18 protein-coding genes are annotated in these 13,701 nt (G+C 44.9%); 10 read left to right on the top strand and 8 right to left on the bottom strand.

Going from position 1 to position 13,701, the window contains the following annotated elements; translation table 11 throughout:
• Positions 1 to 454: 454 nt before the first annotated feature.
• Positions 455 to 574 carry a GapA-binding peptide SR1P gene (locus M654_RS10275; protein ID WP_077736891.1) on the top strand — a complete coding sequence of 40 codons (120 nt, stop codon included), beginning with the start codon at positions 455 to 457 and terminating at the stop codon, positions 572 to 574.
• A 43-nt stretch (positions 575 to 617) separates the two neighbouring features.
• Here the strand turns inward: M654_RS10275 and M654_RS10280 are convergent, their stop codons facing one another.
• Positions 618 to 2,090: an aminotransferase class I/II-fold pyridoxal phosphate-dependent enzyme gene (locus M654_RS10280; RefSeq protein WP_026586817.1), complete on the bottom strand. Its 1,473-nt coding sequence runs from the start codon at positions 2,088 to 2,090 to the stop codon at positions 618 to 620.
• A 230-nt stretch (positions 2,091 to 2,320) separates the two neighbouring features.
• On the opposite strand from M654_RS10280, the gene M654_RS10285 reads away from it, so the two are divergent.
• Positions 2,321 to 2,593 carry a UPF0223 family protein gene (locus tag M654_RS10285; protein WP_026586818.1) on the top strand — a complete coding sequence of 91 codons (273 nt, stop codon included), beginning with the start codon at positions 2,321 to 2,323 and terminating at the stop codon, positions 2,591 to 2,593.
• A gap of 25 nt (positions 2,594 to 2,618) precedes the next feature.
• Here M654_RS10285 and M654_RS10290 read toward each other — a convergent pair whose 3' ends face one another.
• On the bottom strand, positions 2,619 to 3,260 hold the full coding sequence (locus tag M654_RS10290) for a YktB family protein (RefSeq protein ID WP_026586819.1): 642 nt from the start codon (positions 3,258 to 3,260) through the stop codon (positions 2,619 to 2,621).
• A 245-nt stretch (positions 3,261 to 3,505) separates the two neighbouring features.
• Between M654_RS10290 and M654_RS10295 the strand changes: the two genes are divergently transcribed.
• From M654_RS10295 to M654_RS10315, 5 genes are all read left to right on the top strand, one after another.
• Entirely contained in the window at positions 3,506 to 3,694 is a 189-nt protein-coding gene (locus tag M654_RS10295; protein ID WP_026586820.1) for a hypothetical protein, read from the top strand.
• A gap of 135 nt (positions 3,695 to 3,829) precedes the next feature.
• Positions 3,830 to 4,624 carry an inositol monophosphatase family protein gene (locus tag M654_RS10300; protein WP_026586821.1) on the top strand — a complete coding sequence of 265 codons (795 nt, stop codon included), beginning with the start codon at positions 3,830 to 3,832 and terminating at the stop codon, positions 4,622 to 4,624.
• The gene (locus tag M654_RS10305) at positions 4,617 to 5,081 is read left to right on the top strand and encodes a GNAT family N-acetyltransferase (RefSeq protein WP_026586822.1); all 465 of its coding nucleotides are present in this window, start codon (positions 4,617 to 4,619) and stop codon (positions 5,079 to 5,081) included. Before M654_RS10300 ends, M654_RS10305 begins: the two co-directional genes overlap by 8 nt.
• 206 nt (positions 5,082 to 5,287) lie before the next feature.
• On the top strand, positions 5,288 to 5,650 hold the full coding sequence (locus tag M654_RS10310; RefSeq protein WP_035428053.1) for a transposase: 363 nt from the start codon (positions 5,288 to 5,290) through the stop codon (positions 5,648 to 5,650).
• A gap of 212 nt (positions 5,651 to 5,862) precedes the next feature.
• On the top strand, positions 5,863 to 6,117 hold the full coding sequence (locus M654_RS10315; RefSeq protein ID WP_026586823.1) for a hypothetical protein: 255 nt from the start codon (positions 5,863 to 5,865) through the stop codon (positions 6,115 to 6,117).
• 102 nt (positions 6,118 to 6,219) lie between these two features.
• On the opposite strand, the gene M654_RS10320 is transcribed toward M654_RS10315, so the two are convergent.
• Complete coding sequence (locus M654_RS10320) at positions 6,220 to 6,594, bottom strand: ROK family protein (protein WP_236251230.1); 375 nt, start codon at positions 6,592 to 6,594, stop codon at positions 6,220 to 6,222.
• Between the two features lie 95 nt (positions 6,595 to 6,689).
• Between M654_RS10320 and M654_RS10325 the strand changes: the two genes are divergently transcribed.
• Entirely contained in the window at positions 6,690 to 7,244 is a 555-nt protein-coding gene (locus M654_RS10325; protein WP_277692907.1) for an MFS transporter, read from the top strand.
• A 439-nt stretch (positions 7,245 to 7,683) separates the two neighbouring features.
• Here M654_RS10325 and M654_RS10330 read toward each other — a convergent pair whose 3' ends face one another.
• Positions 7,684 to 7,869, bottom strand: coding sequence for a YlaF family protein (locus M654_RS10330; RefSeq protein WP_026586825.1), 186 nt, complete (start codon positions 7,867 to 7,869; stop codon positions 7,684 to 7,686).
• 157 nt (positions 7,870 to 8,026) lie between these two features.
• On the opposite strand from M654_RS10330, the gene typA reads away from it, so the two are divergent.
• Both typA and M654_RS10340 read left to right on the top strand, forming a co-directional pair.
• Positions 8,027 to 9,865 carry a translational GTPase TypA gene (typA, locus tag M654_RS10335; protein WP_026586826.1) on the top strand — a complete coding sequence of 613 codons (1,839 nt, stop codon included), beginning with the start codon at positions 8,027 to 8,029 and terminating at the stop codon, positions 9,863 to 9,865.
• A gap of 56 nt (positions 9,866 to 9,921) precedes the next feature.
• On the top strand, positions 9,922 to 10,239 hold the full coding sequence (locus M654_RS10340; protein WP_026586827.1) for a YlaH-like family protein: 318 nt from the start codon (positions 9,922 to 9,924) through the stop codon (positions 10,237 to 10,239).
• Positions 10,240 to 10,485: 246 nt separating this feature from the next.
• Here M654_RS10340 and M654_RS10345 read toward each other — a convergent pair whose 3' ends face one another.
• The 4 genes from M654_RS10345 to M654_RS10360 all read right to left on the bottom strand — a co-directional run bounded on the left by M654_RS10345 (position 10,486) and on the right by M654_RS10360 (position 13,636).
• Positions 10,486 to 10,983, bottom strand: coding sequence for a MarR family transcriptional regulator (locus M654_RS10345; protein ID WP_026586828.1), 498 nt, complete (start codon positions 10,981 to 10,983; stop codon positions 10,486 to 10,488).
• A 71-nt stretch (positions 10,984 to 11,054) separates the two neighbouring features.
• A complete protein-coding gene (locus M654_RS10350) occupies positions 11,055 to 12,551 on the bottom strand; it encodes a monooxygenase (RefSeq protein WP_026586829.1) in 1,497 nt (498 codons plus the stop codon).
• Positions 12,552 to 12,692: 141 nt separating this feature from the next.
• Positions 12,693 to 12,899, bottom strand: coding sequence for a YlaI family protein (locus M654_RS10355; protein ID WP_035428057.1), 207 nt, complete (start codon positions 12,897 to 12,899; stop codon positions 12,693 to 12,695).
• A 125-nt stretch (positions 12,900 to 13,024) separates the two neighbouring features.
• On the bottom strand, positions 13,025 to 13,636 hold the full coding sequence (locus M654_RS10360; protein ID WP_026586831.1) for a YhcN/YlaJ family sporulation lipoprotein: 612 nt from the start codon (positions 13,634 to 13,636) through the stop codon (positions 13,025 to 13,027).
• Positions 13,637 to 13,701: the final 65 nt, after the last annotated feature.

Genomic DNA, 13,701 nt, shown 5'->3' on the forward strand with positions numbered 1-13,701 from the left:
AACAAATGGCGGTGAAAATAGCTCGAAACAACATGACGTTTCTTCACCTCTCTATAAAATGCAAGCCGATTTTCCTGGTTCTGTTATTTCCATTCATTAGTAAACAATTCCTATTTTATCATTGATCCTCTAAAAAATGATCACTTGTTACCCATTTGTTACATAAATGAAAACTCTTGTTTTTTCTTGATCCGTACACAGATGAGGTTTGCTTATAGGAATAAAGACTTACTCGTCAAATCGGCTGAAAATTGCTCTCCTAAAAGAAAATGTGTTGAATACACTTGATTGAGGGAAGGAGCGATTTTCCTGTCTGCCCGTTTTTTGAAAAATGAGCAAAATAATATAAATGTGTTATACAATTTACCGTTGACAACGACAATGTGACATCATATTATAAAAGTAACCAAAGAGATAAACCGCTTCCATTTTGAAACGAAAAGGGGAATGAAAAATGGGCACGATCGTTTGTCAGGACTGTAATGAGCCGATTCAGCATTTTGAAGATGAGAAAGTGACGATCCTTTACGGTACGTGTGGAAAGTGCAACTGCCATTTGGAAGAGAAGGAGTAGAAAAAAAGCATGCGGCTTTTAAACGGCCGCATGCTTTTCATTTTTAAAGGATGGCTTGCTGTTCTTTGATGACGCGAATCATGTGCAGTGTGTCATCTTCCGGCCCCTGAACGGGCAGGCCCGCTTCAAGGTTCTTTTCAATGTAGTTGATATTGTCTTCTGTAATAATTTCTCCCGGAATGAAAATCGGAATCCCCGGCGGATATACCATGACAAACTCGGCGATAATCCTTCCGGCCGCTTTTTTGAACGGTACGACTTCCGTGTTGGCGTAAAACGCATCACGGGGTGTCATGGCGAGCGCCGGTATATTCGGCAGCAGCACCTCCGGTGTACGTTTACTTTCTTGAGATGAAACCGCCTGATGAACGATATCGGTCAGCGCTTGAACGAGTACGTCTGCGTCTTCTTTGCGGTCTCCCGGCGTAAAAATGCAAAGGATGTTGTATAAATCGGAAAGTTCGACTTCAATATGATACGACTCGCGCAGCCACTTTTCCACATCGTGTCCCGTCAAACCAAGATTTTTGACAGAAATAATCAGCTTTGTCGGATCATAATCATAAGCTGCCTTAGTGCCGAGAATATCCCTGCCCACACAAAAGATGCCTTTGATGCCGTTGATGCGCTTCCTTGTTTCTTCGGCCAGCTTGATCGTCTGTTCAATTAATTCGTGCCCTTCCGTCGCCAAACGCTTTCTGGCGACATCGAGGGAAGCGAGAAGTAAGTAGGATGTTGATGTTGTCGTCATCATGCTTAAAATCGATTGAACCCTCTCTTTTGATACAAGTCCTTCTCTGATATTCAGCACTGAGCTTTGTGTAAGCGAACCTCCGAGTTTATGGACGCTCGTTGCCGCCATATCGGCCCCCGCCTGCATGGCTGATAGGGGGAGCTTTTCATGGAAATGGATATGAACACCGTGTGCTTCATCAACGAGCACAGGGACGTCAAATGAATGGGCGAGCTCTACGATGCTTTTTAAATCGGCAGCAATACCGAAGTAAGTCGGATTGATGACGAGAAGACCTTTGGCATCCGGATGCTCCTCGAGCGCTTTTTTCGCGGATTCGGGCGTAATGCCGTGTGAGATCCCCAGTTCATCATCGATTTCCGGATGAATGAAAATGGGAACGGCTCCTGAAAAGACGATCGCGGACATCACCGATTTATGGACGTTCCTCGGTACGATAATTTTGTCTCCAGGCCCGCAGACAGCCATGACCATCGTCATGATGGCGCCGCTTGTTCCTTGGACGGAAAAAAACGTATAATCGGCTCCGAACGCTTCGGCAGCCAGGTCTTGCGCCTCTTTGATGATTCCTTTTGGAGCATGCAGATCATCAAGCGGCTCAATATTGATCAAATCTATGCTTAGAGCGTTTTCTCCGATAAAGCTTCTGAATTCAGGGTCCATCCCGGATCCTTTTTTATGGCCGGGAATATGGAATTGAATCGGATTTCGGGCGGCGTGCTTCTTTAATCCTGTGTATAGGGGTGTTTCCTGCTGCAACAATTAATTTCCCACCTTCATTAAAATGCCTGTTAATGTCTATTGTTTATCAAAATTCGTCGGGTTATTTTTCAGTTTTTCCTTGATGGCATAAAACAAATGAATTATATTATGATCTTGAAAGAATGTAAAGTACAATTTATGATCTTTCCCGCCCGGGGATAGACGAAAAAAAGAAAACGAATACTAAACAAAAAGCCGTCTGATGGCGAACGTACAAGGAGATGAGTCAAATGGAAGGATATCAATATCCGATGAATGAAGACTGGACGACAGAGGAAGCGATAGATGTCATTTCGTTTTTTCAAACGGTTGAACTGGCATATGAGAAAGGCATTGAACGCGATGTATTATTGAGCGCATACCGGCGCTTTAAAGAAATTGTTCCGGGAAAGGCGGAAGAAAAAAAGCTGTGCAGCCAGTTTGAAGAAGCGAGTCATTATTCTCCGTATCAAGTCGTAAAAAAAGCGAAAGAACAAGCGGAGGATCAGAAAATTAAAATGTAAAAAGGGAATGCCTCCGCATCCCTTTTTAAACCGATTCTCCTGCTTTTTGCGTCAGCCTGTAAAGAAAAGCAAGCTTTTCAAAAGAAGCTTCAATTTCTGATAGAAATTCATCTTCACTCATTTGCAGCACCTGATCTTTGGAAAGCTGAATTCCACAGAGCGCTTCGGCTTTTTTGACATTGACCAGCCTGTCAAACAGCTGTTTTAGGTCTTCGTCTGTCATATCAGACGCTTTGCGCGCTTCCGGCTTCGTATGATCCGGCGACCAGACAAAGCTGTTAGGAATCCGGTTCTTGATGTCATCCAGATGTTCTTTAAAAAGCCGTCCGTAGTCCGTTTTGAGCGGAGACTCATAAATCAGTGCAAACCAGACGAAAACATGGGTCTTCCATAAGCCGATTTGGAAATGGGGCAGCTTTTTATAGCCCCGCTTATTGTTTGCAAAAGCGACCCAGCTGTCATCTGGCGGATTGACTGAACGGCGCGCATGCTTTGCAACATGAACGAACATTTCATCACCTGTCAGAGCGGACAGAGCAGGCGCAAAATGATCTCCAAGCCCCTGAAGCTTGGGGCGTACCGTCTCTTTCAGAACCTCCATCCGCGCATCTAAACCTTCTATTGTAAATGTATTAAAATCTTCTTCAGTAAAACGCAGATTGTTCATGTTTTTCCTCCTTGATCCGATCAGTAATGATATTTTATCACAGTTGCTTTTTTAAACAAAAAAATACGTTTCAACATAAGGTTTTTCGGGAATCGTTAGGTAAACACACAATTTTGCGAATGATGTTACGAATGGTTTAGCGATTCATACGATATGAATAAGAAAATTAATATAAATGCCGCGGGGAGCTATGACCAGAAGGATGTCTCCTAAAAATCAATTTTCTCTGGAAGGAGCGTAGGCAAATGAAACCAATCGTGAAGCAGGGGATGAAGGAAGAAAAGGACAATCGGGCCGCTGTCTGGAGGCTTGAGGTTGATTATGAATTGGCGACGCTTTTTGAAGCTATGGAACAAAACGATGAAACCCAAATTGAGCTGAGTAAACGCAAGCTGGAACGCTTAAGAAAAGAATGGATCAGATTACATGGTTGAAACCATAATAAAAACGAACCGTCAGTCAGGTTCGTTTTTATCTGAGCGTCCTGGGCTTTTTTTCTTGATTTTCCCCGTTTAAAATCAGTATGCTATGAATAAATCAATAGGTATACATAGAAAAGAGGTTGTGTGATGACGAACTGGAAGGAAATCGACCGCCTGGCGAAAAGCTGGGTGAAAGAAGCAGGCGAGAAAATCAAACAGTCGATGAAAGAAAAGATGACGATTGAAACAAAATCAAATCCTAATGACCTTGTGACAAACATTGATAAAGAGACAGAGCGTTTTTTTATTGACAAAATCCAATCGGTATTTCCTGATCATCGTATACTCGGCGAAGAAGGCCAGGGAGACAAGCTCACGTCATTGGACGGGATCGTCTGGATCATCGATCCGATCGACGGAACCATGAATTTTATTCACCAAAAACGTAATTTTGCGATTTCGATCGGTATTTTTGAAAACGGGAAAGGCAAAATCGGCCTGATTTATGATGTGACACATGATGAGCTGTACCATGCGTTCCAAGGCGAGGGCGCTTATATGAATGATACAAAGCTTGGCAAGATGAAAGACGTGCCGCTTGAGGAAGCGATTCTTGCGATCAATGCGACTTGGATCACAGAAAACAGACGGATTGATCCAAGCGTTTTATCTCCGCTCGTTAAACGTGTCAGAGGGACGCGCTCATACGGATCAGCGGCGCTAGAGCTCGCTTATGTGGCGGCTGGAAGAATGGATGCCTATGTGACGATGAGACTTGCCCCTTGGGATTATGCTGCCGGCTGCGTCCTGCTTGATGAAGTGGGGGGAACATATACAACGCTTGACGGAAAACCGATCAACTTTCTCGAAAACAACAGCATCATCGCCGGCAACCCGGTCTGTCACCAAACGATTTTCAAAGACTATCTGCCGCATGCATAGCAGGCCGTTTTCCCCCGCCGATGCGGCGTTTTTTGAAGAGGTGATTGAAGAAAGTCCGGAATGGGCCGAAGAAGAGCTGAACGGACAAAGCGTTGAACAATATATGCGCTCCTATCAGATGTACAGCGGACACTGGCTCATTTGGGAAGAGGGCAGCCGCCCGGAGGCTGTCAGCTTCCACCTCGACTGGGCGCCTTCCAATGGCAAACCGTGGCTTGGAACATTGCTGGTTCATCCCGATTTCCGCCAAAAAGGCCGGGCCAAAGAAGTGATTGAAGCAATTGGAGAACACTTGTATGAAAAGGGACATAAAGCGCTTTTTGCCGCTGTGCCTTATGAGAGGGACGGATGGCTGAACATGCTGGCTCGTACAGGATTTGAACAATTGAAAGCAGAACAAGATGAGAAGGGGGAACAATATCTGATTATGGTTTTACCCCTAGCTCCTGGGAAATGATACGAAAGAGGGGGCTGTCCAGAAAGTCAGCTTTTGCTGACTTTCTAATAGCCTTTTTATTTTTTGAAAAAATACAAAAAAATCGTCCTTTTAGTAAAATGGAGTTGCCAGAACACATTTACGAAATAACACGCAAATGACACTTCTGCCAGACATAAAGGAAAAATAGAAGTCTAAAAGACAATTGGCTCCTACGTTCAAACCTTATGACAATCGGTCAAATTCAAGCGATTTATGACCTTGAACAACTCATTCCAGAACATCATGTGGCACGTGTGGTAGACGAAATGGTCGAAGCTGTTCCAGATGAGCAACTGTTTTCTCATCATACTGGTGGAGGCCGAAGTTCCTTTCATCCGAAAATGATGCTTAAATTTGGTTATTTCCAAAAAGTCTATTCTTGCCGAGGTATTGAGAAATTAACAAAAGAAAACATCCCTGCTATATGGTTGGCTGCCCTGCAACAACCTGATTTTCGCACAATCAATGAATTCCGTGGTGTACCAATGAAGGCACTCATGAATGCGTTATTTGAAGCGATGATGTTAAAACTGATCGAACAAAAATAAGTGACAATGGAAAACTGCTTTTTAGATGGTACCAAAATCGAAGCCAATGCCAACAAGTATTCTTTCGTATGGAAAAAGTCTACTGCGACATGGGAAGCAAAGTTAAAAGAAAGGATTCAGGAAGCCTTTCAGCACATTCATGAACTCACACAATTAGAATCTGGACAGAAGAAAAAGCACAACATCTAGAGACTTAAGAAAACCTGGAGACAGTGGTCAGTCAAATCGAAGAAAAAGTAGATCGATTAACAGACAAAATAGATGAGGAAACAGACACAAAGATTCGCAAAGAGAAGCGCCAAGAACGCAGTCAATGGAAGAAATCTTTGAAGCTGATTCGAGAAAATTATAGAAACAAAACAGTATATTTGCCGATAGGAACAGCTATTCCAAAACAGCCCATGATGCCGCTTTATGCGAATGAAAGAAGATCATACGAAAAACGGCCAACTAAAATCTGGATATAATGTGCAAATGAGGACGGAAAATCAAGTTCATCAACGACATACGGACACACGTTGTTTTATACCGGTTTTATAATGGTGTCAGTCATAAATACGAACAGCTTCCTATGGTAAGTTCTCTTCAGTGAAATAATCCAGTATCATACATCCCGCTCCCTGTGCTACGATATTGTAAGCTGCGGTTGACTTAACAATCTGAACATGATTATTTGGAAAGTGTATGAGTCGCTTTTGTGCTGTTTCAGAGGCTACTTCATAAAAAAGAGGTTTTGGAACTAAGGTTCCTCCACATATCACAATATCTGGGCGTAAAAGGAAAATCAAATTACTAAGACCGATACCAAAAAAATAAGCTGCTTCCTTAACGACTTCCAGACAAAGAGGGTCTTCTTTCTCTATTCCATTTAAAATATGGTGAAAATCTATATCTTCTACATCATGAATTTTATCTTCAAGTAAAGAAACATGACCACGCTTCATTCGTCGGACTACTTCATCACGAATAGCTGGCAAACTGCTATACGCTTGTAGACAACCATGCAGATCGCTGGATAAAAGCAAATAGATTATACGGGATTTGCCACTTTTTTGGAGCTGTCGCATTATTTGTAGCTGCACAGATTTCAGATCCTATCATCATGTTTTGGGTTATGCTTTTTAATGCAATCGTTTATATGCCAACAATTGCTTTATCTAATGTCATTTCTTACGTTTCTTTAGAAAAAACAGGGCTCGATACAGTAAAAGACTTCCCGCCTGTTCGTGTTTTTGGAACAGTCGGTTTTATTCTTGCAATGTGGACGATTAGTTTTTTGAAGCTTGAATTGAGCAACATTCAGTTATATGTTGCTTCTGGTGCTTCACTTTTACTTGCGCTGTATTCATTGACACTCCAAGATTGTCCGACATCGAAAGCGAAGAAGGATAAGTCGCTTGTTAGTCTTTTAGGCATTGATGCTTTCGTCCTATTTAAACAAAAGAATATGGCTATCTTTTTCCTTTTTGCGATGCTGTTAGGAGCTGCACTCCAGATTACTAATACTTTTGGGAATCCATTTCTACATGATTTTGCATTGGATCCTCATTATAAGGATAGTCTTGTTGTTAAATATCCAGCTGTCCCATCATGATTCACGATGACGGTAATGTAGTGAAGGAGACAGGGGATGATGAAGAACAAAAGTTTAGGAAGACATACTATCGGCGGCTGATCCTCACCGGGGCTGCACTGTTTGGCGGCGGGTACTTTCTGATGCTTTTCATTTATCTTTTCCTTCTTTAAAAAAACTGGCGGCTTGGCCGCCGGTTTTTTAATCTGATTTCAAGTTCTGAGTCCGCGCTTCTCCCTCCGAATTTTTTGCTGCAGTTTAATGATAACGAGAGAAAATTCGAGAAAAAATAGGGGAAAGGAAGAGTGATACCATGATCCGATAGTGCTTGCCGGGCCGGCTGGGCAAAAAGATAAAAACGGGCTACCGTTTGTTCTAATCATTTTATCATCAGGCTAAAAAATGGTCGGTTTTTCGTCAGGAAAAAAGCTCCTTTAGCCGTAAAGGAGCTTCGCGTTTACTAAAGTACGCCTTTTTCGCGCATTCGTTTTTTGAGGGTGAATCCGGTTCCCATGATAACAATGAGAATCGCAAAGGCGAGCCCGACCCCGAGCAGGCTTTTTTCGGCGATGGCCACTCCGACCATCATGATGCTGATAACCGCGGCTAATGCGAGCAATAAGAACATCCATTTGATTTGTTTCATTCGTCTGACATCCCCTTTTTCAGTCTACTGTTAGTTTACAGAAAAACGCCGGGAAGATAAAGGGCTTTCACAGCTTGAAATGCGGAAACAAATTGAAATAACTTCATTCCTCAGTTATAATATGAAAGATTATCTAAATTTTTTAGGAGATGAAAACGTGAAACTTCGAGAAGATCTTCGCAATATCGCTATTATCGCCCACGTTGACCATGGAAAAACGACGCTTGTGGATCAGCTTCTCCATCAGGCCGGTACATTCCGTGCCAATGAAAATGTGGCGGAACGCGCCATGGATTCCAACGATTTGGAAAGAGAGCGCGGCATTACGATTTTAGCGAAAAACACAGCGATTAACTATAAAGATACACGCATTAATATTTTGGATACTCCAGGACACGCAGATTTTGGCGGTGAAGTAGAGCGGATCATGAAGATGGTTGACGGCGTTCTGCTTGTCGTTGACGCCTATGAAGGCTGCATGCCGCAGACGCGGTTTGTATTGAAAAAAGCGCTTGAGCAAAATTTGACGCCGATCGTTGTCGTCAATAAGATCGACCGCGATTTCGCCCGTCCCGAAGAAGTCGTCGATGAAGTGCTCGATCTTTTCATTGAGCTTGATGCAAATGAAGAACAGCTGGAATTCCCGGTGGTCTATGCTTCAGCGATCAATGGCACGGCATCAGCGGATCCAAAGCAGCAGGATGAAAATATGGAGGCTTTATTTGAAGCGATCGTCAACCATATCCCAAGTCCTGTCGACAACCGTGAAGAGCCGCTTCAGTTCCAGGTGGCACTGCTTGATTACAACGACTATGTCGGACGTATCGGGATCGGCCGCGTATTCAGGGGAACGATGCAGGTCGGACAGCAAGTAGCTTTAATGAAGCTAGACGGCTCCGCCAAACCGTTCCGCGTCACAAAAATCTTCGGCTTCCAAGGATTGAAAAGAGTCGAGATTGAAGAAGCAAAAGCAGGGGATCTCGTCGCGGTGTCCGGAATGGAAGACATCAATGTCGGCGAAACGGTCTGTCCGATCGATCATCAGGAAGCGCTCCCTGTGCTTCGTATTGATGAGCCGACGCTTCAGATGACATTTGCCGTGAATAACAGCCCGTTTGCAGGACGCGAAGGCAAATATGTGACGGCAAGAAAGATCGAAGAACGTCTTGAACAGCAGTTGCAGACCGATGTGAGTCTGCGGGTCGACCCGACGCCGTCTCCGGATGCTTGGATCGTTTCAGGGCGCGGTGAGCTTCATTTGTCGATTTTAATTGAAAACATGCGCCGCGAGGGCTTTGAATTACAAGTGTCAAAACCTGAAGTCATCATCAAAGAAATCGACGGTGTCCGCTGTGAACCTGTCGAGCGTGTTCAAATCGATGTGCCTGAGGAGCATACTGGATCTGTCATGGAATCGATGGGTGCGCGCAAAGGCGAGATGATCGACATGATCAACAGCGGAAACGGGCAAGTCCGCTTGATTTTCAATGTACCTTCTCGCGGTTTAATCGGCTACTCAACAGAGTTTCTTTCCCTTACACGCGGATTCGGTATTTTGAATCACACGTTTGACAGCTATCAGCCGGTTGAGCCTGGGCAAGTCGGCGGCCGCCGTCAAGGGGTCCTCGTCTCAATGGATACAGGAAAAGCTTCAGCTTACGGTATTCAAGGCGTTGAGGAACGAGGCGTCATTTTTGTTGAGCCGGGGACAGAAGTGTATGAAGGCATGATCGTCGGCGAACACAACCGCGAAAACGATCTTGTCGTCAACATCAACAAAATGAAGCAGCAAACAAACGTCCGTTCAGCGACAAAAGATCAAACGGTCAGCATGAAAAAACCGCGCATCATGTCGCTTGAAGAGTCGCTTGAATACTTGAACGAAGATGAATATTGCGAAGTAACGCCTGAATCGATCAGGCTGAGAAAGAAAATTCTTGATAAAAACGAACGCGAAAAAGCAGCGAAAAAGAAGAAGTTGGCAGGATTGTCGTAAAGTTTGCAGAACTTAAAAAAGAGCAACCCAACTAGATAAAGGGGAGGGGGATCTTTTTGCCTGATGTAAGTGAACGGCTTTCATTTTTTGCCGCTCTTTATAAAGTGGATCAGCATCCCGAAGCGGGAATGTGGTGGCTTTATGCCACCATCTTGCTTCTGTCTGCCATCGTTTTTAAACTGGGGTTTGCCAAACGGCTGCCGATGTTAAAAAGTGCGATTATTTATTTCTTTCTCGCTTTGGGATGTACATTTCTGACGTTTTTCGGGGTGTTTCTGCCGGTCGGGGAAGGGTTGATCGTCGCGGTCCTTATTTTGACGATCTACAAGATCCGGCTGCACCGCTCTAAAAAAGGACAGGAGACCGGAACATAAGCGGTTCGGTACGTAAAAAGACACAGCTTTAGCTGTGTCTTTCAGCGTGTCGACAAACCTTCGCATTCGTTGTCAGGCCTGCGCTTCGGTGCTCACGAATTGCAACATTCGCTGTGCTCCGATGCTCGGCCTTCCTAGACTGCAAGGGTTTTTAATCACGCTGAAAGGATGACAAAATCGTAAAACTTTAAACCGTTTTACGATTTTGTCAATAATCTGAAAGACACAGCCTTAGCTGTGTCTTTTTTACGGTTCCGCCAAAAAGTCATTCATGAGCAAGTCGTTGAACAGCCGTCTGGCAAAAAGGATTTCCTCCGCTGAGTAGCGGTCTAAAAATGCTTTAAAACGTCTTTCAATTTTTTCGTGTTCCCGCTGATGAATGGCATAGACGGTTTTTCCTTTCCCTGTTAAGCGAAAATAGATCTCTTTCTTATTGTCGCTAAGCTGGGTTTTGCCGGTGAGGTTTTTTTTGATCAGCTTCGCTGTGATTCTTGACACGGTCGCTTTTGACAGGTTCATCTTCCCTGCGATTGATGTGACATTAATCGGTTCGTGATCCCCAATGCAGGCGATGGTATGAATGTCAGACATGGTCAGATTCAGCTCTGAGCCCAATTCCTGCTCCATGATCTCGATTTCGGCCGATATTCGCTCCTTCATCGCGCTTTCCTGCTGTTCTTGCTGATGGATGAGTGCAATGTACATGTCAAAAATCTCATGTTTGGCGTATGTCAAATGTTCCATGCAGAAAACAGTCTCCTTTTGGTCGATTTCCTGCTTTATTATATCATTTTGTTTCAGCTGAAACAAAATGATTATAAGGAGGGCATTTGAACATTTCCGCACCAGCGGCGAATGCCTTGTGATATGAGCGCTTCCGGGTCTTGGTGCGATTTGCTGACGGCCCAGGCAACATGGCCGTCCGGACGGATCAATGCTGCTTTGACATCGTCCCATTCCGGCCGCTCCGGCACAGCTTTTGCTTTTACCGTTTTCAGATGCGGATGGCAATGGGGGGATGTTTGCTCTTCCTCAAATGCGATGTATAAAAAGCTTGCGGAATGAAGAAACGAATAGAGCTGCTTAGCTGAGCCGTCTTTCAGCGTAATCTCCAGGTCGGGCAGCCGCTTTCCATTCAGTTGGTGCTTCGGCATCGTTTCATCTGCCGGATAGTTGATGCTCAGGGCGGCGATTTGCTCTGCGAGATAGCGATTGACCTCAGGGAATGTGAGAAGGTCTGAAAGCAGCTCGCGCAAATACAGTCCCTCCCGGGTAAAATCAAACAGCTTTGTCTGGATTTGCGTATTGCGGAGAAGTTCTTTGCCGACGGGATGCCTTTCCGTGTGATAGCTGTCCAGGAGCCATTCGGAAGCCCTGCCTTTGACGGCTGAAGCAAGCTTCCAGCCGAGGTTCATCGCATCCTGAAGACCGACATTTAACCCTTGTCCGCCGGCAGGAAAATGAATGTGCGCTGCATCCCCCGCCAGGAAGATTCTTTTCGATCTGTAGCGTTCCGCCAATCGGCTCGCATTGCCGAACCGGGACATCCAAACCGGATCGTATGTGCCGAAATCGGTGCCGCAAACCTGTATCAGGCCTTTTTGTATTTCTTCCAATGTCACCGGTTCATGCAATAGGCGCTGAGGTTTGTGCGGCGACACGATGAGCACGCGGTAAACACCGGGTGACAAAGGAACGATGACGACGGCGCCTTCTTCATTCATACACGTATAAAAACTGGAGTTAGGCGGAGAGTGAAGGGCTACATCCCCAAGCACGGCGGTCAGGCTTGCATCGCTTCCGTGAAACGCGATTCCCGTCTGTTTGCGGACGGTGCTTCCCGCTCCGTCGGCACCGACAATGTAGGCTGCCGTTAAAAAGGACATGCCGTCAGGGCCTTGGACGACGAGCTCTGCATGGTCATCGTTTTGCCGGACGGCCAGGACATCATGACCGCGAAGAATAGAGACGCCTAAGCTGTACGCATGCTTTTCAAGCAATTCCTCGGTATCGGTCTGAGGAAGAAACAGCGTATAGCTGGTGCCGGTGTCAAGTGCAGAAAAGTCCAATGCCGTGTCAAGACCTGCGAAATGTCCGTACGGCAGCGGTTTCCCCCGCTCTTTAAACAGATCAAACAGGCCGCGCATCTCCAAAATTTCGATTGACCGCGGATGAAGCGTCAGCGCTTTTGAATGGGGAGAAGGCTGCCTCAGGCGTTCAACGATGCACGTACGCACGCCGGCCAGCGCCAATTCGCAAGCCGTCATCAGACCGACCGGGCCGCCTCCAACGATCATAACATCAAAATCCATTACAAATCACTCCTTTTTTGTTACGTATGAAACAATTTAAAAATACTATAAATGATAACTTTTATCAATAAAATTTCAATATTTTGTTTCGTTTGTAACAAAAAACACAAAAAAGACATGGAACGTTTGTCCATGTCTTTTTTATGTTTTGACCTGTTCTTTATCTTTTCTGTGCGGATATAGTTTGAAACGGCCCGTTTTGATCCGATTCTCGGTTTTGACTTTGATGCGTTCGTAACAGTCGTTGCACAAATACGTATGTATGGGCCGGTTTCGAAGCCGTTTGGCAATGAGTGTGTCATCATCGATTTTGTCGATTTTGTCGCACAATGAACATTTTACCCTCACATCGTTCACCTCGCTTAAAGATCATTATATCACGAATGAAAGGTACAATTACATTTTCTTAAGGCGAAACAAAGGAAAAAGCTCATGCCGTCAAGAAAGGTAAAGGCACAAGCTTTTTATGGCTTTTACTGTCTGTTTTTCATATGTTTGTTTGATTGATCATTCTGCTCTTTTTCAAGCTGTTTTTGCCGGTTGCCGTTCAGCTGGTCATTGTTTGACTTTGTCGGATTTGTTTTTTGATCATCTGTTGCATCATTCGGTACTTCCGGCATAACGCGTCCGACAATTGCCGCCAGCTCATCAAGGATGCCTTTCACAGGTCTGCCCGCCTGAATTTCTTTTCCTATTGTCCTGAGGCGGTTCACGGTGTCGGGGTCTGCGACAACGGCCGCGTTTGCGCCGTAAGGATCATTTTGCAAAGCTTCGGCGACAGAGTATTTGATCGATTCGACCTTGCTGCGCTCCAAATTATCTTCGACATCAATGCCGACGACGGCGAGCCTCCCGAGGACGATGGCTGTCGCGTCATTGACACCTGGAACACGCTCGGTGATTTTGACGAGACGCTTTGAAATCGCTTGTCCGTCTTCCCTGTTCACAGGCTCCTGGGCGGTGTTTTTCACATGAATCGGTTTGTTGCCCGGCAGTTCATTTGCCTCGTTTTGAGCATTATTTTGAATGCCGCAGGCTGAAAGCAGCATAACGGTTTGAATGAAGATCAAAAAGAAAATTCGCACTTGAGGTTGCCTCCTTAGAAATGCTTTCATTATTTTTATTGTTGAATTAACCTTCTATCTTTATT

It is taken from the genome of Bacillus sp. NSP9.1, assembly GCF_000465465.2.
Lineage (GTDB): Bacteria > Bacillota > Bacilli > Bacillales > Bacillaceae > Bacillus > Bacillus sonorensis_A.

Coding starts and splice junctions, on each gene's coding strand:
- M654_RS10305 (WP_026586822.1), top strand. CDS start 4,617: ATGCATAGCAGGCCGTTTTCCCCCGCCGATGCGGCGTTTTTTGAAGAG.
- M654_RS10330 (WP_026586825.1), bottom strand. CDS start 7,869: ATGAAACAAATCAAATGGATGTTCTTATTGCTCGCATTAGCCGCGGTT.
- M654_RS10275 (WP_077736891.1), top strand. CDS start 455: ATGGGCACGATCGTTTGTCAGGACTGTAATGAGCCGATTCAGCATTTT.
- M654_RS10310 (WP_035428053.1), top strand. CDS start 5,288: ATGACAATCGGTCAAATTCAAGCGATTTATGACCTTGAACAACTCATT.
- M654_RS10300 (WP_026586821.1), top strand. CDS start 3,830: ATGACGAACTGGAAGGAAATCGACCGCCTGGCGAAAAGCTGGGTGAAA.
- M654_RS10320 (WP_236251230.1), bottom strand. CDS start 6,594: ATGAAGCGTGGTCATGTTTCTTTACTTGAAGATAAAATTCATGATGTA.
- M654_RS10295 (WP_026586820.1), top strand. CDS start 3,506: ATGAAACCAATCGTGAAGCAGGGGATGAAGGAAGAAAAGGACAATCGG.
- M654_RS10285 (WP_026586818.1), top strand. CDS start 2,321: ATGGAAGGATATCAATATCCGATGAATGAAGACTGGACGACAGAGGAA.
- M654_RS10345 (WP_026586828.1), bottom strand. CDS start 10,983: ATGGAACATTTGACATACGCCAAACATGAGATTTTTGACATGTACATT.
- M654_RS10350 (WP_026586829.1), bottom strand. CDS start 12,551: ATGGATTTTGATGTTATGATCGTTGGAGGCGGCCCGGTCGGTCTGATG.
- M654_RS10290 (WP_026586819.1), bottom strand. CDS start 3,260: ATGAACAATCTGCGTTTTACTGAAGAAGATTTTAATACATTTACAATA.